The sequence below is a fragment of the Nitrosarchaeum sp. genome, assembly GCF_025699065.1.
Taxonomy (GTDB): Archaea; Thermoproteota; Nitrososphaeria; order Nitrososphaerales; family Nitrosopumilaceae; genus Nitrosarchaeum.
On record NZ_JAILWF010000006.1, the window covers coordinates 67,346 to 84,751 of the forward strand.

Here is a 17,406-nt window from a genome sequence, read left to right on the forward strand (position 1 = left end):
TTATCTTAGATAGTACTGACAAATTTCCACAGATAAAATATGCTTACAGTTCCAATTACAAATAACATTGGTTTCCATGCAAATACTGGGATACTGGGTGTTGCAAGTTTTACTTTATAATTGTCAAAAATTGTGTGAACATTCTTTTTAATTTTATCGTGCCATATTTTGTAATCTACTTGATATTTTTTCATTATCTCTTCTACTTCGTATATTACAGGTGTTCTTTGAGATACAAGATGCTGAAGATAGTCTCTTGAAACTTCAACTTCTGCATGTATTCCTATCAGTCCTTTTTTTAGATCTACCAATCTAATGTGCATCTCCCATGGCTTCTTTAGTTTAAGGTTCAAACCGTTTCCAATTTGATTTGGTTGTTTATGCTCTAATTTGACTTTGGTAAATCCTTCAGATGTAAAAATTTTCATTAAATCTTCAAAACTTTTCTTAACTACGATGTGTAGCTGTTCTACCCCTTTACTGTCTACGTTAATACTATGTTTTAATCCGTCCAAAAATGAAATTGTTTTGGGATATTTTGTTAGATACTCCATTAATTCTGTGCTGAAAAAACCTCTATTTAAAGCAGAACCAATAAAATTTCTAGTGACTTGTTGGATTTGTTAAACCTCTAACGTATACGCATTGATCAGGAGATATGGCCATCTCAGTCGGGCTAATTTTTCTATCTGTAAGTTTAGCTCCTGAGTTTCTAACAATCGCAAATGGTTTTGATTCTGCGGCTTCACCCATCTTATGATTTGCAATTGTTGCAAGATTATCTGCAACTGCTTGAAATGTCACTTTCAATGGATTTCCATCAAGGTCTTTTTCTGCTCTCATGTCTAATACTGGTTCTATTCCTGCACATGCTATTGCTACACCAGATGTTCCAATACGTGATGGCATTAATCTACTATCTACTAGAATAATTCCAACATGGATTAAGAATTTTAAAAAAATCTTTCTCCTGATTTGTTCAGCTATGATGTAGGGATTATTTGGATATAAAATTATTTTTCCTTTTTTGGCATTTGATTTATCAATTCCTGCATTTGGGGCCATTATGTTGTCTGCTGACGTAATGACAAATCCTGCAATTCCGCCAAAAATTTTATCTGATTCTCTTAAAACTATCTCTGCAATTTCTGCTCTCATTTGAAATTTCTTGGATACTTCAATTCCGTCTTTTGATGCTCTAACACTGTTAAGATCAACTAGCCTTCCTTGAGAATTGGAGATAAATTTAGTGGATATTACTATGACATCTCCATTCTGTAATTTTTCATCATTTTTCTCTAATGTTTCAAGTAATGTTTCAAAGACATCAAATTTTTTTTCCTTTCTTTCTGAAACTAGAGGTAATACTGTCAGTGACATGTTGTGAAGTAAAATTTCTTTTCTTTTTTACTGTTGTGTACTGGTGCTCTAGGATTTTACTTTGAATTAGTTGAATCAGAATGGTTTTTTATCTAGATCACTAGCAATGTTTTATGGAATTTCAAATACTCAAAAACCCAATGAGCATATTAGAAGTAAATCTAAACAAAGATGAATCAATTACTGCAGAAGCAGGCGCTTTGGTATTTTTGCAAGGTGAAATCCAAATAGACACAAAAATACGTTCTGGAATTCTAAAAGCAGTCAAAGTCTCACTTTTAGGAAATGAGTCATTTTTTGTAAACAAGTATACTGCAAAACATGATGGATGTGTTTTAGGTTTTACTGGTCCTCCCGTTGGTGATATTGTTGAAATTTCAATTAATAATAATTCTGGATTTATTGTTCAATCAGGTTCTTACATTGCATCGACTCCTGGTGTAGAAATTGATACAAAGTGGCAGGGATTTACAAAGGGAGTTTTTGGAAGCGAACTATTCATGCTAAAAGCAACAGGAGAAGGAAAAATATTTTGTAATGCATATGGTGGAATTATCCAAAAAAATATTTTATCCGGTGAGACATTTATTCTTGATAATTATCATCTTGTTGCATTAAGTATTGATTCTGATTACCAAGTTACAAAGTTTGGAGGACTCAAAAATACTATTCTTGGTGGAGAAGGATTGGTTACAAAAATATCTGGTCCTGCAATAATCTATTTTCAAACAAAGAATCTCAAAGAGTTAATTGATTTACTTGGAGTAAAACACACTCAAGAAACTCAAGGAAATAATTTCAATATTGGTGGTTTTAGAGTTGGAATGTGATTTTACCTCAATATTCTTTAGATTGTTAGATGAATGTCTGAAAAGCTTTTAATCTGTATTAAGGGCTTTTTCGATTATGAATATTACTGAAAAAATACTTGCTCGTGCTTCTGGCAGACAACAGGTTGCTCCAGACGATGTAATATTCGCAAATGTAGATAAAGTAATGGTTCATGATGTATCTGGACCTGGTGTAATCAAAGTATTTGATAAATTAAAAAAACAAGGAGTTAATGTTGACAAATTATGGGATCCGACTAAAGTTTGGGTAGCTGAAGATCACTTTGTTCCTTCAGCAGATAAAATGTCTGCTGAAAATGTGATCAAATTATCTAACTTTACGAAAAACTATGGAATTGAAAAACATTTCAAGTATGGTATGGGTCAATATGGAATCTGTCATACCCTTTCTCATGAAGAGGCACTAGTATTACCCGGTGAGGTGTATGTTGGAGGCGATTCTCATACAAATACTACCGGTGCACTTGGTTCTTTTGCATGTGGATTGGGACATACTGATGTAGCATACGTATTGCTAAATGGAAAGATTTGGTTTAAGGTTCCTCAAACATTATACTTTAAGCTAAATGGAAAACTCCCAGATCATGTAATGGCTAAAGATTTTATTTTAAAAATCATTGGTGATATTTCCACTGAAGGTGGTGCGTACAAAACAATGCAGTTTGGTGGAAGTGGAATTAGTGAAATGTCCGTAGAAAGCAGATTGACAATGTGTAATATGACCACCGAGGCTGGAGCTAAAAATGGAATTGTTGAACCAGATCAAAAAGTTGTTGATTATCTTACAAGCAGAGGCGCTAAGAACATTACACTAGTTCATGGTGATGCTGATGCTGAATATGAAAAGATATACGAATACGAAGGTTCTGAAATGGAACCTCTTGTTGCAAAACCTTTTTCTCCAGAAAATATTGCAATCGTCCGAGAAGCTCCATCTGTTGAATTGGATAAATCATACATTGGCTCTTGTACTGGTGCAAAGTATGAAGACTTGGAAGCTGCTGCTAAAATCCTCAAAGGGCGAACAGTTAAAATTAGAACTGAAATCTTGCCTGCTTCTATCTCTATTTACAAACGAGCAATGGAGAATGGATTGCTCAAAATATTCTTAGATGCAGGTGTTACAGTAGGACCACCTACATGTGGAGCTTGTTGCGGTGCACATATGGGAGTCTTGGCAAAAGATGAAATTTGTATCAGCACTACAAACAGAAATTTTCCAGGAAGAATGGGTCATGTTGATTCTCAAACATATCTTTCATCCCCTCTTGTGGCAGCAGCATCTGCTGTAACTGGAAAGATTACTGATCCGAGGGATTTGAAATGAAAGGTAATGTCATAAAATACGCAAGAGACAATATAGATACTGATGTAATAATTCCAGGTCAATATCTCAAAGTACATGATTATGCTGAGCTTGCAAAACATGCTATGGAAGGACTTGATCCTGATTTTCATTCTAAAGTAAAAGAAGGCGATTTTATTTTATCTGGAAGAAATTTTGGATGTGGATCATCCCGTGAACATGCCCCGATTGCACTTGCTCATTCTGGAATAAAGGCAGTACTTGCTTTATCATTTGCAAGAATATTTTATAGAAACGCAGTTGACGGTGCATTTTTACTTCCTATAGAAATTGATCAAGATGCATACTCTGATATCGCTGAAGGTGATCAGATTGATATCGATTTAAAATCAAATCAAATCAATAATCTCACAAAAAACAAAACCTATAAAATGAAACCCTTTTCTGATATTATTGGAAAAATAATAGAAGCTGGCGGTTTATTCAAATACAAACCAGATTAGGATTAAAATGGGAAAAACACTTTTTGAAAAAATTTGGGATGCACATGTTGTTGTAGAAAAAGAAAACAGTCCATCTCTAATCTACATTGATAGACATCTTGTTCATGAAGTAACTTCTCCTCAAGCTTTTGATGGACTTCGTATGAATAATAGAAAAGTAAGAAGACCTGATCTTACAATTGCAACAATGGATCATAATGTTCCTACAAATAATAGAGGACTTCCAATTTTAGATCAAACATCTTCTGTCCAAATACAAACTTTAGAAAAAAACTGTAAAGATTTTGGAATTAAGCTGTTTGATATTAACAGTCCTAATCAAGGAATTGTTCATGTCATTGGACCTCAATTGGGAATTACTTTACCTGGAACAACTATTGTCTGCGGCGATAGTCATACATCCACTCATGGTGCTTTCGGTGCACTAGCATTTGGAATTGGAACTAGCGAAGTGGAGCATGTCTTGGCATCTCAAACTCTTTGGTTAGAAAAACCAAAGCCCTTTGAAATTAAAGTAGAAGGAAAACGAAAAAACCCTCATGCTGTTACTGCCAAAGATATCATATTATCAATTATCAAAAATATTGGAACTTCTGGTGGGAATGGGACAGTGATTGAGTATTGTGGTGAGGGTATATCTGATCTTTCTATGGAGCAACGAATGACTATTTGTAATATGTCTATAGAAGCAGGAGCCCGTGCAGGCTTGATTGCCCCTGATGAAAAGACTTTCGAATATCTTAGAGGTAGACAATACACTCCAAAAAACTATGAATTCCTAGTTGATTATTGGAGAGAAAATCTAAAAACTGACAAGGATGCAAAATTTGAAAAAAAATATACTTTGCATATTGATAATATCGCACCTCAAGTAAGTTGGGGTACAAATCCTGGAATGACAATTGATGTGACTGAATTAGTTCCATCTCCAGAAGATTTTGCTAAAGGCGATCAAAACCAAAAGAAAGGCGCAGAAAAAGCACTTGAATACATGAATCTGAAATCAGGAACTCCTATGACTGAAATAAAAATTGATAGAGTGTTTATTGGCTCATGTACAAATGCTAGACTGGAAGATCTAATTGAAGCATCTAAAGTTGTTAAAGGCAGAAAAGTATCTCCTACTGTCAAAGCTATGGTTGTTCCTGGCTCTCAGATGGTAAAAAAACAAGCAGAAGACCTAGGTCTTGATAAAATTTTCATTGATGCTAATTTTGAATGGAGAGAATCTGGATGCAGCATGTGTCTTGGAATGAATCCAGATATCTTATCACCTGGTGAGAGATGTGCAAGTACTTCAAATAGAAACTTTGAAGGCAGACAAGGAACTGGTGGCAGAACTCATTTAGTAAGTCCTGTTATGGCAGCAGCTGCTGCAATATTTGGACACTTTGTAGATGTAAGAGAAATGGATTTGAATTGAAATGCTATCTTTTAAAAAAATTAAAACTATTATCACTCCATTAGATAAGGTAAATGTAGATACTGATCAAATTGTACCAAAACAATTTCTAAAACTAGTCCAAAAATCTGGATTTGGAAAATTTCTTTTTTATAATTGGCGATACGATGATCAAGGGCAATTAAAATCTGATTTTGTATTAAATGAGCCTAAATACAAAAATTCCAAAATTCTCGTTGCCGGGGATAATTTTGGATGTGGTTCTAGTCGAGAACATGCAGTTTGGGCCTTGCTAGATTATGGATTCTCAGTAGTCATTACCCCTTCATTTGCTGATATTTTTTATAGCAATTGTTTCAAAAATGGACTATTACCCATTGTTTTAGATGAAAAAACAATTGAAAAACTACAACAAGAAACTGGTGATGTAGAAGTAGATCTGGAAAATCAAATAATCAAAACAAATTCTAAAACAATTTCATTTGATATTGATTTACACAAGAAAAAAATTCTTTTAGAAGGTCTAGATGATATTGCTCAAACTTTATTTTATGAGAAAAAAATTACTGAATTTGAAAACCAATCTAAAATCCCATCTGTTTTATGATTTTTTTTACCGTATTCTCGTTTCTTTCTAAAACCATCGGAGATTCTGCATCTATCCACTCTCTATCTTCTATGTCGTAGGCGCTAATTTTTCCTTCTTTAGATAATTGTTGTAAAATATCAAATGAAAGATTGATCTCTTTTTGTTTTTTTGTTTTAATTCTTTTAATTATGTCTTTTCCTAAAACATAAACTCCTAGGCATTCCGATAACTGTAGTTTCATAGTTGGTTTTTCTTTAAATTCTTTAATTATTCCATCTTCTACAACTGCAAATCCTGTCTCTTCTTTTCTTTTTGTTCTTGTTGCAATACATGCTATGCTATTTTTTTCTTTGAAGACCTTTCTCATCTTGACTAAATCTATGGCGCATAGATTATCTACAAACCACAAAACAAATTCATCTTCTCCTTTGAGATTATTTTCAATATGTAATAGATCTCCCCCAGTTCCACTTTGTGAGTCTTGTACAAATGTGATTTTTTTTCTTTTACTTGTATGGCTAAAATAATTTTTAATCTGACCGCCCAATCCTTGATAGTCTGAAATTATGATGATCTCTTTGATAAAATCAAATGAACTTAGATATTTTGTAATATAATCAATTAACGGTTTACCAAATATTGGCGTCATTGCCTTTGGAAAATATTCGGTATATGGTTTGCCTCTTGTTCCTTTGCCACCAGCTAAAATTATAGCCTTCACAACCTAACGGTATGATTTTTGCTTTCTTCTTCTTGCGCCGGGTCCGCCAAATTTCTTTGGTTCTTTTCTTCTGGCATCACCGCTAATCAGATATTTGTCAAAATCTGTAATTCTTTGTCTAAGATCTTCTCTTGTTGATTTTGGGAATGGGTGGTCTTTTGGATCTTTTTTAGATTTAGTCCAGCCTGTAAGTGCTCTTGAGATGCCGGTAGCTGCTGCACTAGCTTGCCCCATAAATCCACCCCCTCTTACTCTAACTGAAATGTCTATTTTATCTCTCAAATCTCCAGTAATTTCCAATGGAGCTAACATAACCTCTCGAGCAGTTTCTTGAGGTATCATCTCAATTGGTATGTTGTTAATTCTGATTTTACCACGTCCTTTTGTAATGTATACATGCGCACTAGATGTTTTTCTAGTTGCAAAATAAATTTCAGTTTTTGGTGTTGTCATTCAGTCCACCCAATTATTTTTGCAATGTCCCCAATAGTTGTATAGTTTGCTGCAGATTTTGTAATTTTTGCTTGTTTGAATTGAATCTTTTCAAATCCACTTAATTCTCTTGGTGAACCAATGTATGTTCTTAGTCTTTTATGTGCTAATAATCCAGATGGTTTTTTCTTTGGTAACATACCTCGTACCATTCTTGTCATTATTGTGTCTGGTCTTCTTGCATGCACTGGACCATGTTTTGGATGAATGACACTGTTTACCTCTAAAAATTTCCTGTAATGATAAATTATGTTTGTTCTTGTTCCACTTAGCATAATTTTTTCACAATTTACAATTGAAACTCTGTTTCCATTTAACAATAATTTGGCAACATTTGATGAGAGTCTTCCTGCAATGTGATCCGTAGCATCGACTACAATTGGTCTGTCTGTTGATATGACGTTTTCTTGACTAGCCAAGTAGTACAACTCCTTTTCCTGTTGGGTTCTTTTCAATTAATTCTGAAAATGTAATGACTTTTCCGCCTTTTTCTAAAATCTTTGCTGCTGCGGTATTTGAGATTGAAAATGAGCAAAGTGTAATCTTATGTTCGATATCTCCAGTTCCTAATACCTTACCTGGAAATACAACTGTATCTGCATCTTTAGTTAATTGAGCAATTCTGTTTAAATTGATAAATCGTCTTGCAATGGACGGTTTTAATGCATATTTTGCCATCTTTGCCCAAATCGGAGCATCGTTTTTAGCAGATGCCTTCTTTAGATCCTTTGCCATGCGTATGACGACTTGATTAGTCATGTGAATAATCCGGTTTAAAACCCAAATATAATGTGTATGCTTAGTTTATTCTTTTATTTCGTTAATCATTTCTTTAAACTCTGATAATCTATTGCTTAACTCATCTACTCCTGCAAGGATTATCTGTTCTGGCTTTAATGCCCCTGTTGATTCAACTGTTAGTATTCTCTCATTTTCTTTATCTGTCTCAGTTAAAACTGAAATATTTGCTGAATTCCATTTAGCATGCTCTGTTCCGCGGCCAAGTCTAGCATAACATTCAACTTTGATTCTTTGACCAGCAGCTAACTGAACAATTGGAATTTTATCTGAAGTTGCCTTGACAGATTCATCCTCTGATGTAAGATCACTTGATAATATCGTTCTAGTGACATCTGAATCTCCTGAATCTAAAACAAACATCACTTTACAATTAGAACAGCCTGTCTCACTTTTACAATCGCATTTAGATGGTTCATTGAATCTTGATAGATCTGTCTTAATTGGAATCAATCCTAATCTATGTGCTAATCCCTCATCTGGTAGTACCGAAGAATTTTCAATTATATCTACAGTATCAATAGCAAATACTGGAATACCGTTTAGACAAATTCGTCTAAGTGCATTTGCATACTGTAACGGAACTCCTTTGAGCTTGATTGATATTTTTTGATTTTCCTTGTTAATTACCTCTAAAGAAGACAAATCTTAGAAGAAAATTTTCAAAATCCACATAAAAATCTAGCTGGAATTAGGTATGGATCATGGGGGCTTTATTGAGATTTAAGACTGAATTACCCCATTGCGATTATCTTTTAAAAATAGATTGCCATTTAGCTTAAAGTGCTTCATAAAACCTACTGTCTGAATTCGAGAGTATCCTTATCACCTACTGTTTATGTCGTACTGTTCTATTTTGTGAAATTTATTTTTTAGAATGTTCATTGTACCGTGACATGTTTTGTTAAAGGATATGTAATTCCTTTTTTATCATGTCCCATTATGTTAAAGCAGATAAATTCATGAAATTGTTCAAGAGTTACACCTCCACAAATTCTACAGATAAATCGTGTTGGTATTCTACATTTTCCACACAATGAATAATTTAGCAATAAACCTCCACATTTTCTACATGACTCATCAGGCAAACTAATCACCAAAAAAACTATGCTGCTTGTCCTATCTTAATTCTAAAATTATCTTTATGGTTTTTTGAAGTATGTAATTTTTCTTCAGTTGAAGAACAATATCCACATAAAGGATTAACCATGGTTGAATCAAATTCAATTTCTCCTATTGCTTTTTGACAGACAATACAAGATACAATTTTAGTGTCGTAGATATTCAACGATTTACTACCTCCAAAATTTTAATAGATCTGAGATTCTGGTGTGCAATACTGATTACTTTGTTTGGATCTAATTCTGGTTCTGATGATATCAGCATTAATTTACCCTCATGAGGAATTGTGATGATATTTGCTTTATTTCGATATGATACTATTGCATGTATATTTCCAAGTGAATCATCAAACTCTTTTCTCATTGACAAGTCAAGTGCTACTTCCATAAACAACATCTCCATTTTTTGTTTATCATTTTCTAATGGTATGATATTGGAACTAAATCCCCCTGCAATCTTCCTTCCCTTGTTATTTATTATTGCTGCAAATCTTATTCCTTTGATTTGACACATCTGATTACAAATGTAATCATAAATGTAGACTTGTTTACTTTCCATTTAATATTCATCTCCCTCATCTAACAGAATCCATGATAAACCAGCTAGATCTTCCCATTTGAATTCCTGATTTTGTATTCTTTGAAGTGTTTTACCTTTTTTTACTGGGATACTTTTTACCAGCATTTCTGAAGGCTCAGGCTGCCTTTGTATTATGATTGTTGACATGATAGGTTTTTGATTCACAAATATATTGTCATAGATACTGATTTGTGGCATGCCTTATTTTTGATTTTATTTTCTATGAAAAATTAAAAATAGAAATTAAAAATATGTGATCTTAATTTTTTTAATTATTGGTAGTGTGAGGTATGGTAATGATACATTAATTCTAAAGCAACACAAAGATTTCTTTTCAATGTTCTTATTTTGATTAGTTCTGATGCTAGCATCGTACTTTGAACACTATCGTTTGTTTTGATGGTCATTACAATTCGATTGAAAATTATATTTTCTCTTTGAAATAATCTCTGTAATACAATCTCTAAATCTCTAGTTTTTGTCTGCGTCTGTACAAAATATGGTTTGATAACTGTAAAGTTCAAACCATTATTTTCAAACGATTCTATTTGATTCATAGTTTGTTATTCTCTTGCAAATACTTAGTTTTGGTTTCTTGACTGTGGCATGCCTTTTACTGAGTTGCCCATGATTTGCATCCGCACTTTGTGCATTTTAGAACTAGTGGACTGCATGTGTTTGTATCGTATACACTTGGTATCGATGGTGCAAAACAAATTTTGCATAGTTTTGTTGTTTCAAGTTTTTTACCTTTTATTACTGGGAATCTTTGAACCAGTGTTTCTGAAGGCGCAGGTTGCCTTTTTTGGATTTGAATTTGACTCATGGTATAGTAATGTATGAACAAATATTAGACAATGGTTAGTGATTTGTGGCATGCCTTGTTTTTATGATAATTTTGAAAATCTGACAAAGAACGTATTGCTTACAGCAAAATTGTATTTGTTAGAGATAAATACCAAATTAACATAGGATATTTCAGAAATGACTGATGTAACTGTGGTTAGATATTCTTATGAAGGTGAAAAATTTGAAATCTTAGTCAAGCCTGATCCTGCCTTGGATTACAAAATGGGTAAGAAAAAAGACATATCTTCAATATTGATTGCAGATGAAATCTATACTGATTCTGGTAAGGGTACTAAACCATCAACTGAAAAATTGCTCAAGGCTTTCAAAACTGAAGATGTAATTGAGATTGCAGAAATTATGCTAAAAAAAGGAGAACTGAATCTCACTACAGATCAAAGACGTAAGATGCTTGATGATAAGAGAAAACAAATTGTTGCATTTATTGCAAAAACATACGTCGATCCTAGAACTCATTTGCCTCATCCTCCACTAAGAATTGAACAAGCATTAAAGGATGGACGAATCACAATAGAACCACAAAAAAATGTTGAAGAACAAGTTCCAGACATTGTAGAAAAATTACGTTCTATCATAGCTTTGAAATCTGAAAATCTAGATCTTGAAATTACAATACCTGCACAGTATGCATCACAATCATATGCTGTTTTGAAATCTGTCGGAGTTTTAAAAAAAGAAGAATGGCAAAATAATGGTTCTTTAAAAGCAATACTTGAAATACCCGCTGGAGCAAGGCCAAATGTGATTGATAGATTGGGTTCTATAACCAAAGGTTCTGCAACAGTTGAGGTTATGAAGTAATGGAAAATAAAAGAAAATATGTTATACCTGGCGATGTAATCACGACTGGTCCTTTCAGACCAGAACAAAATGTCATTTTGGACGGAAACAAAATTATTTCTACGGCTATAGGAATTTCAGAAATTTTCGATGATTCTATTAAAGTAATTCCATTGACTGGAAAATATATCCCAAAAATCGATGATCTTGTAATTGGCAAAGTCGTATCTCATACCTCGCTTTCTTGGGAATTAGATATCAACTCCTGCTATGTTGGATTTTTACCTGCTCAGGATGTATTTGGACGAGATTTTTCTGCGCATGCTGATGAACTTTCATCTAAATTAAAGGCAGGCGATCTAGTCGCAGCCAGAATTGCTAATTTTGATAGAACCCGAGATCCACTTGTAACAATAGCTGATAGAGATCTTGGTAAGATTGACTCTGGTCACCTAGTTTCAATATCTACTAGTAAGGTACCGCGCTTAATTGGAAAAAGAGGAACTATGATCCAAATGATTGAAATGGCTACAAATGCAGCTATTACGATTGGCCAAAATGGTTGGATTGTTGTCTCCTGTGAGACTCCCGAGGGATTATTAAAGGCAAAAAAGGCAATCAAAATGGTTGATGAAATGGCACATGTTGCTAATTTGACAGATCAAGTGAAAGAAATGTTAGAATCAAAAGGTGAATCATAATGGGCGGAAGAGAAGCAACCCTAGTTCTACTAGATGAAAATGGAATTCGTTGTGACGGTAGAAAAGTTGACGAACCAAGACGAATCATGATTAAAGCTGGTGGATTGAAAAATGCTGATGGCTCAGCATACATTGAATTTGGCGATAATAAAATTTTAGTTGGAGTATTTGGACCACGTGACGTTCATCCAAAACACATGTCAAACACTGATACTGGTATTTTACGAGTTAGATATCACATGGAACCATTCTCTGTAACTGAGAGAAAAAATCCTGCACCATCAAGAAGAGAAATTGAAATTTCCAAAGTTATCAAAGAAGCTTTAGAACCTGCAGTTATGCTGGAGAAATTCCCAAGAACTGCAGTTGATGTATTCATTGAAGTTCTTCAAGCCGACGGCGGTACTAGATGTGCTGCACTTTCTGCAGCATCAGTTGCATTGGCTGACGCTGGGATTCCAATGAGGGATATGGTAGCAGCTTGTGCAGCTGGAAAAGCGGCTGACACAATTATTCTTGATGTTAATAATGAAGAAGACCAAGCAGGACAAGCAGATATGCCTATTGGCTATATGCCAAGTCTAGAAAAGATCACATTACTCCAATTAGATGGTGTATTAACACCAGAAGAATACAAAAAATGTGTAGAGACTGGAATTAAAGGTTGTAAAATTGTTTATGAATTACAAAGAAAAGCACTTACTGACAAATATTTTGGAAACGGGGAAAAATAAATGACATCCACTAGTGTACTTGATGATCTAAAGAAATCTCAAATTCTAGAATTATTAGAACAGGGAAAAAGAGTTGATGGAAGGGCACTAGATGAACCAAGAAACTTGATCATTGAAACAAATGCAATTCCAAAAGCAAATGGTTCTGCAAGAGTTCGATTAGGTGACAGTGAAGTAATATGTGGTGTTAAAATCCAACCCGATAGACCTTTTCCAGACATGGGTGACAAAGGAATCTTCATTTGTACCGCTGAGCTTTTGCCACTTTCTCATCCAACTGTTGAAACTGGACCACCTGGTCCTGACGTAATTGAACTAGCAAGAGTAGTCGATAGAGGTATTAGGGAAAGTCATATGATTGATTTAACTCAACTAGTAATTGAAAAAAACAAATCTGTAGTTGGAGTCTTTGCTGATAATGTTGTAGTAGATTACGATGGCAATTTGTTTGATGCATGTGCTTATGCTGCAACAGCTGCAATCCTCTCATCAAAAACTCCAAAATGGGAGATGAAAAATGATGTACCCACTTTAGTTGAAGGAGAAGAATCAGATGTTCCAATTTCTACTATTCCAGTTTCTGTAACTATGGGTAAAATAGGAAACCACATAATCGTTGATCCAAACGGTGATGAATGGAGCAGTATGGATGCAAGAATTACAATCACTACTGATTCTAATGGAAACATCTGTGCTTTACAAAAAGGAGGAAATGATGGATTTACTTTTGAACAAGTAATAAAATGCGGTGAATTATCAGTCAAAGTAGGCGCAAAAATAAGAGAAAAGTTAAAACAAGCAAAGGAATCTGGTCAATAAAATGGCAAAACAAAAATCACTAAAAGGCTTAGGTGCACGATATGGTATTAAAATTAGAAAACAATATTCAAAAATTCATTTTCAACTAAAAGAAAAAAGACACTGTCCTGAATGTGGTTCTCAGCAGTTTAACCGAGATGCAGTTGGCATATGGTCTTGCAAAAAATGTAGTTTCAAAGTAGCTGGAACAGCATACGATGTCAAACTTTAGTGCAAAAATTATTGTTGATGCAAAAGAAAAAACAAAAGCAATTTTTGATTCAATAAACACTGATAATGATTTTTACCCAGAAAACCCTACAAAAACTAAGATATCTTTTGATAAAAAAATTACAATATCTGTAGAATCTAATCATATGCCACATTTGAGAGCAAATCTTAATTCAACTTTGAGATTAATTCAGGCAAGCTACGATTCTATTGAATCGGTAAAGATATAATGAAATCCCGGAATTTGTATTAACATGTCATCAGGACAAATGCCACCTTGGCTTCAAGAACAACTCATGAAGATGCAACAATCCCAACAAAATCTTCAATCTATAATGACACAAAAACAACATCTTGAAATGGAAAAAGTTGAAACTGAAAAGGCACTTGAGGAATTAAAAAAAGCAGCTGACGATGATAATGTATACAAACATGCTGGCTCTATTTTGATAAAGTCTACAAAAAAAGAACTAATCGATGAACTAGAAGAGCGAAAAGAAATGGCAAAAACACGTGCAACTGTTCTCGAAAAACAAGAATTAAGAATTAAAGAATCACTCAAAGAACAAGAAGCAAAAATTACTGAAATGATGCGAGGCCCATCTGCTGGTACTCAGCAACCAAAACCATCATCTGGAAGTACACAAATTCCAAAACCACAACCAGACGACAATCCTAGAAAATAATCACTATGTTTATTTCAAAAGGATATTAACAAATTAAGAAAATTACATTTAGTGAAACTAGAAAATTTACGAATCATAGTAGATGAACGAGAACGTAAGAGTGGTATTCCTGACTTGCTAAAGTCTGTAGGTCTTAATCTTGAAATGAAGACGTTGCCGATTGGAGATTATATTGTTGCACCTGAAACTGTGGTGGAACGAAAAAGCATTCGTGATTTACTGTCTTCTGTTTTTGATGGTAGGCTTTTTGATCAATGCACTAGACTAAAAGAACACTTTGAATTTCCAATTGTGCTTATGGAGGGAAACGTCGATGAAATTGAAGAAATTACTGATAATCCGATGATTTTTTATGGTGCACTATCAACCGTTGCTTTAGATTTTAAAATTCCAATAATCCCTACTCCCAGTGCAATGCATACTGCAAAATTGCTTGTTTCATTATGTTCTAGAACTGATGCGATTAAAGGACCCTATCTGAAAAAAATAAAAAAATCAACTGATCTAGAAAAACAACAATTATCTTCTCTTTGTAGTTTGCCCGGAGTTGGAGAAAAATTTGCAGTTAGAATGCTTGAAAGGTTTGGAACCCCATTGAAAGTATTTACAGCTACTACCAATGAACTTGCAAAAGTTGAGGGGCTAGGGGATGCAAGAGCTAAAAAAATAAAAAAAGTACTTGAATCTCAAAGTAAACACCTAAAAAAATCAGATCAAAAAACTTTGCATGATTCATGATACTGTTAAATAAATTAACAAATCTGTGTCGGTATGCTAGTCTCAATAAATTGGTTAAAAGATCATCTCTCTGATCAAAACATCATACTTTTAGATACTCGTCCAAAAACTATGTTTTTGTATGGTCACTTACCACAATCTCAGTCACTTACAATAGATCAAGTAATCCAATTTGATCAATATGGTTCTAATTTGGTAGCAGATGAGAAAAAAATCATTGAACTTTTTGGCTCACTTGGAATTGATGATTCAAAAACTGTAATAATTATTGGAGATTCTATGGATCCCTCTGCAGCTAGAATTGCATGGACTCTACTTTACTTTGGACATGAAAAAACATTTTTGCTTGATGCAACCATTATGGACTTGCAAAAAAATGGATTTGAATTAACAAAAAAATCATTTATTCTCCAACCTGCAAAATTTATTCCAAAAATTAAATCTGAAATTCGTGTAGATGCTATACAACTTAAAGATAATCTGAATAAATTCACAATTCTGGATGCAAGAACTCCTCAAGAATTTATGGGAAGTCATATTCCAAATTCAAAATTGATTCCATTTACTGATGGGATAGCATACGATGGAAAGTTGTTTCAACCTAGGGACTTTTTAGAAAATCTTTTCTCTCAAAGTAATGTCTCTAAAGAGAATGAAATTGTATGTTATTGCATGCATGGACACAGGGCATCAAGTTTATTTTTACAATTAATGATTGCCGGTTATCAAAACATCAAATTGTATGATGGGTCATTTGTTGACTGGTATGGAAGGAGACTCCCCCTTGAGTAATTTTCTCTTTAGAGGAGTACCGCACATAGGACACTCTTTTCCAGAAGTATGATTTGTATGACATCCCGGACAATAATGAACCCATTTTCCGACATCTTGAAAAGTATTTGTCATAATAGGTGATATCTTCAAACCAATGTTTTTTGCAACATTTGTAATTGCAAAATCGTCGGAAATAATTTCACCTTGCAGATTAATACAAAGTGCAATAATTGAAATATCTTGTTTTGATAGTTGCGGAAAGTCTCCTGTTTCTTTGGCAGATGCTATTGCAGTATTTGTTGATTCTTTATCTGGATCCATTATTTTTAATCGATTAGTCTCTAAGAGAGTTCCAAGCGCATCCTCATTTTTTTTGATATGCTTTATCTCCTCGTATACTAGAGATGTTGTATAGCAATCACTTGCTGACCCAAATGGGACTCCTGCATAAAATGCACTCGCATCTAATATTCTAAAATCCAAGTTTGCTCATCTGTCTCAGTCCTCGTTTCTTCAATCTAACAAAGACTGCTGGTTTTCTATATTTCTTTATAGTTATCGGTTCCCCATATCCTGCCGATTTTACTACCTGTGCATCCATTACTATACTACAATCATGGGATGATATTATTTCTATTTTTTCATCTGGTACTACTATGGATTCTAATCTGTAAACTGGGGCTACTGGTGTAATGATCAAAACATCCAAACTCTCATGTAGAATTGGGCCACCCAATGAAAAAGAGTGTCCCGTTGATCCACTTGGAGTGGCAATTATGACTCCATCCATCTTTTGCTTAACTGTATCATTTTGAAATTTTATCTCAATTTCGGCAGTTTTTGTAAGGTTTGTCCTGCAGATGTATATCTCATTTAATGCTGGTGGAAACTCTTTACCTCCACTTGATGCCACTACTCTGGTTCGCTTATCTAAAAAGAACTTGTCTTTTAGAATTTTATCAATTGCATCATCTATCTCATCTATTGTTATCTCTGAAAGTATTCCTCTGTTTCCTCCTACGTTAATTGTTAGAATTGGAGTTTCATTTTCAAGATATCTAAAAACTCTAAGCGTTGTACCGTCACCACCTAGAGTAACTACCAAATCGAGATCTTCTTTTTTTAATTCATCTAATGCTTCTACTTTTTTTGCACCTTCTACTTCTACAGGTGCAATTGTGTAAACTTTGGATTTTCTTGCTAAAAACTTTTTTGTAATAACTCTTGCAGCATCTTCAGACTCTTTTGAACCTACTTTACTAACCACTGCTACTTTCTGAAGTTTCAACTAGTTCTACTAAATCTCATTTAGTTAAAAAGATATTTTTTATTTAATTTACTACAAAAACAA

29 protein-coding genes are annotated in these 17,406 nt (G+C 33.9%); 14 read left to right on the forward strand and 15 right to left on the reverse strand.

Annotated elements, in window-relative coordinates; genetic code table 11:
* Nucleotides 1–5: 5 nt before the first annotated feature.
* Both K5782_RS07680 and K5782_RS07685 read right to left on the reverse strand, forming a co-directional pair.
* Nucleotides 6–554 carry a hypothetical protein gene (locus tag K5782_RS07680; RefSeq protein WP_297465476.1) on the reverse strand — a complete coding sequence of 183 codons (549 nt, stop codon included), beginning with the start codon at nt 552–554 and terminating at the stop codon, nt 6–8.
* A 49-nt stretch (nt 555–603) separates the two neighbouring features.
* Nucleotides 604–1,380: a coenzyme F420-0:L-glutamate ligase gene (locus tag K5782_RS07685; RefSeq protein WP_297465478.1), complete on the reverse strand. Its 777-nt coding sequence runs from the start codon at nt 1,378–1,380 to the stop codon at nt 604–606.
* Nucleotides 1,381–1,493: 113 nt separating this feature from the next.
* On the opposite strand from K5782_RS07685, the gene K5782_RS07690 reads away from it, so the two are divergent.
* From K5782_RS07690 to leuD (K5782_RS07710), 5 genes are all read left to right on the forward strand, one after another.
* Entirely contained in the window at nt 1,494–2,210 is a 717-nt protein-coding gene (locus K5782_RS07690; RefSeq protein WP_297465481.1) for a TIGR00266 family protein, read from the forward strand.
* Between the two features lie 76 nt (nt 2,211–2,286).
* Complete coding sequence (locus K5782_RS07695; RefSeq protein ID WP_297465482.1) at nt 2,287–3,558, forward strand: 3-isopropylmalate dehydratase large subunit; 1,272 nt, start codon at nt 2,287–2,289, stop codon at nt 3,556–3,558.
* Nucleotides 3,555–4,040, forward strand: a complete 486-nt coding sequence (leuD, locus tag K5782_RS07700; protein WP_179365897.1) for a 3-isopropylmalate dehydratase small subunit — start codon at nt 3,555–3,557, stop codon at nt 4,038–4,040. The genes K5782_RS07695 and leuD (K5782_RS07700) overlap by 4 nt, the downstream gene beginning before the upstream one ends.
* Nucleotides 4,041–4,047: 7 nt before the next feature.
* Nucleotides 4,048–5,463, forward strand: a complete 1,416-nt coding sequence (gene leuC / locus K5782_RS07705; RefSeq protein ID WP_297465484.1) for a 3-isopropylmalate dehydratase large subunit — start codon at nt 4,048–4,050, stop codon at nt 5,461–5,463.
* Between the two features lies 1 nt (nt 5,464).
* Nucleotides 5,465–6,049 carry a 3-isopropylmalate dehydratase small subunit gene (gene leuD / locus K5782_RS07710; protein ID WP_297465487.1) on the forward strand — a complete coding sequence of 195 codons (585 nt, stop codon included), beginning with the start codon at nt 5,465–5,467 and terminating at the stop codon, nt 6,047–6,049.
* Here the strand turns inward: leuD (K5782_RS07710) and K5782_RS07715 are convergent.
* The 11 genes from K5782_RS07715 to K5782_RS07765 form a co-directional block, all read right to left on the reverse strand.
* Nucleotides 6,027–6,752 (reverse strand): nucleotidyltransferase family protein, encoded by a 726-nt coding sequence (locus K5782_RS07715; protein ID WP_297465489.1) that lies wholly within the window; start codon nt 6,750–6,752, stop codon nt 6,027–6,029. The two genes, leuD (K5782_RS07710) and K5782_RS07715, sit on opposite strands and share 23 nt — an antisense overlap.
* 3 nt (nt 6,753–6,755) lie before the next feature.
* A complete protein-coding gene (rpsI, locus tag K5782_RS07720) occupies nt 6,756–7,205 on the reverse strand; it encodes a 30S ribosomal protein S9 (RefSeq protein ID WP_007549830.1) in 450 nt (149 codons plus the stop codon).
* A complete protein-coding gene (locus tag K5782_RS07725) occupies nt 7,202–7,663 on the reverse strand; it encodes a 50S ribosomal protein L13 (protein WP_297465493.1) in 462 nt (153 codons plus the stop codon). Before K5782_RS07725 ends, rpsI begins: the two co-directional genes overlap by 4 nt.
* Nucleotides 7,656–8,003 (reverse strand): 50S ribosomal protein L18e, encoded by a 348-nt coding sequence (locus tag K5782_RS07730; RefSeq protein WP_297465495.1) that lies wholly within the window; start codon nt 8,001–8,003, stop codon nt 7,656–7,658. Before K5782_RS07730 ends, K5782_RS07725 begins: the two co-directional genes overlap by 8 nt.
* Before the next feature lie 45 nt (nt 8,004–8,048).
* A complete protein-coding gene (locus K5782_RS07735; RefSeq protein WP_297465497.1) occupies nt 8,049–8,687 on the reverse strand; it encodes a DNA-directed RNA polymerase subunit D in 639 nt (212 codons plus the stop codon).
* Nucleotides 8,688–8,923: 236 nt separating this feature from the next.
* Nucleotides 8,924–9,130 carry a hypothetical protein gene (locus K5782_RS07740; RefSeq protein ID WP_297465499.1) on the reverse strand — a complete coding sequence of 69 codons (207 nt, stop codon included), beginning with the start codon at nt 9,128–9,130 and terminating at the stop codon, nt 8,924–8,926.
* Between the two features lie 17 nt (nt 9,131–9,147).
* A complete protein-coding gene (locus tag K5782_RS07745; protein ID WP_297465501.1) occupies nt 9,148–9,330 on the reverse strand; it encodes a hypothetical protein in 183 nt (60 codons plus the stop codon).
* The gene (locus K5782_RS07750; RefSeq protein WP_297465503.1) at nt 9,327–9,722 is read right to left on the reverse strand and encodes a DUF6659 family protein; all 396 of its coding nucleotides are present in this window, start codon (nt 9,720–9,722) and stop codon (nt 9,327–9,329) included. Before K5782_RS07750 ends, K5782_RS07745 begins: the two co-directional genes overlap by 4 nt.
* On the reverse strand, nt 9,723–9,890 hold the full coding sequence (locus K5782_RS07755; protein WP_297465505.1) for a hypothetical protein: 168 nt from the start codon (nt 9,888–9,890) through the stop codon (nt 9,723–9,725). It lies immediately after the preceding gene.
* Between the two features lie 125 nt (nt 9,891–10,015).
* Complete coding sequence (locus K5782_RS07760) at nt 10,016–10,300, reverse strand: hypothetical protein (RefSeq protein WP_297465507.1); 285 nt, start codon at nt 10,298–10,300, stop codon at nt 10,016–10,018.
* Between the two features lie 56 nt (nt 10,301–10,356).
* Entirely contained in the window at nt 10,357–10,569 is a 213-nt protein-coding gene (locus K5782_RS07765; protein ID WP_297465509.1) for a hypothetical protein, read from the reverse strand.
* Nucleotides 10,570–10,727: 158 nt separating this feature from the next.
* Between K5782_RS07765 and K5782_RS07770 the strand changes: the two genes are divergently transcribed.
* Genes K5782_RS07770 through K5782_RS07810 form a run of 9 tightly spaced genes read left to right on the forward strand, consistent with a single transcriptional unit; the run spans nt 10,728 to nt 16,073 of the window.
* Nucleotides 10,728–11,414, forward strand: a complete 687-nt coding sequence (locus K5782_RS07770) for a ribosome assembly factor SBDS (protein ID WP_048109434.1) — start codon at nt 10,728–10,730, stop codon at nt 11,412–11,414.
* Nucleotides 11,414–12,094, forward strand: coding sequence for an exosome complex RNA-binding protein Rrp4 (gene rrp4, locus K5782_RS07775; protein ID WP_007549844.1), 681 nt, complete (start codon nt 11,414–11,416; stop codon nt 12,092–12,094). The genes K5782_RS07770 and rrp4 overlap by 1 nt, the downstream gene beginning before the upstream one ends.
* On the forward strand, nt 12,094–12,828 hold the full coding sequence (gene rrp41, locus K5782_RS07780) for an exosome complex exonuclease Rrp41 (protein ID WP_007549845.1): 735 nt from the start codon (nt 12,094–12,096) through the stop codon (nt 12,826–12,828). The genes rrp4 and rrp41 overlap by 1 nt, the downstream gene beginning before the upstream one ends.
* Nucleotides 12,829–13,647, forward strand: a complete 819-nt coding sequence (gene rrp42 / locus K5782_RS07785) for an exosome complex protein Rrp42 (RefSeq protein WP_007549846.1) — start codon at nt 12,829–12,831, stop codon at nt 13,645–13,647.
* A 1-nt stretch (nt 13,648) separates the two neighbouring features.
* Nucleotides 13,649–13,858, forward strand: a complete 210-nt coding sequence (locus tag K5782_RS07790; RefSeq protein ID WP_007549847.1) for a 50S ribosomal protein L37 — start codon at nt 13,649–13,651, stop codon at nt 13,856–13,858.
* Complete coding sequence (locus K5782_RS07795; protein WP_297465513.1) at nt 13,845–14,087, forward strand: KEOPS complex subunit Pcc1; 243 nt, start codon at nt 13,845–13,847, stop codon at nt 14,085–14,087. Before K5782_RS07790 ends, K5782_RS07795 begins: the two co-directional genes overlap by 14 nt.
* A gap of 24 nt (nt 14,088–14,111) precedes the next feature.
* Nucleotides 14,112–14,543 (forward strand): prefoldin subunit beta, encoded by a 432-nt coding sequence (locus tag K5782_RS07800; RefSeq protein WP_297465515.1) that lies wholly within the window; start codon nt 14,112–14,114, stop codon nt 14,541–14,543.
* Nucleotides 14,544–14,594: 51 nt separating this feature from the next.
* A complete protein-coding gene (locus K5782_RS07805) occupies nt 14,595–15,281 on the forward strand; it encodes an ERCC4 domain-containing protein (RefSeq protein ID WP_297465517.1) in 687 nt (228 codons plus the stop codon).
* A gap of 33 nt (nt 15,282–15,314) precedes the next feature.
* Nucleotides 15,315–16,073: a rhodanese-like domain-containing protein gene (locus tag K5782_RS07810; RefSeq protein ID WP_297465519.1), complete on the forward strand. Its 759-nt coding sequence runs from the start codon at nt 15,315–15,317 to the stop codon at nt 16,071–16,073.
* On the opposite strand, the gene K5782_RS07815 is transcribed toward K5782_RS07810, so the two are convergent.
* Both K5782_RS07815 and K5782_RS07820 read right to left on the reverse strand, forming a co-directional pair.
* Nucleotides 16,032–16,538 (reverse strand): nucleotide-binding protein, encoded by a 507-nt coding sequence (locus K5782_RS07815; protein WP_007549854.1) that lies wholly within the window; start codon nt 16,536–16,538, stop codon nt 16,032–16,034. The two genes, K5782_RS07810 and K5782_RS07815, sit on opposite strands and share 42 nt — an antisense overlap.
* Entirely contained in the window at nt 16,528–17,343 is an 816-nt protein-coding gene (locus K5782_RS07820; RefSeq protein ID WP_007549856.1) for an NAD(+)/NADH kinase, read from the reverse strand. The genes K5782_RS07815 and K5782_RS07820 overlap by 11 nt, the downstream gene beginning before the upstream one ends.
* Nucleotides 17,344–17,406 lie beyond the last annotated feature (63 nt).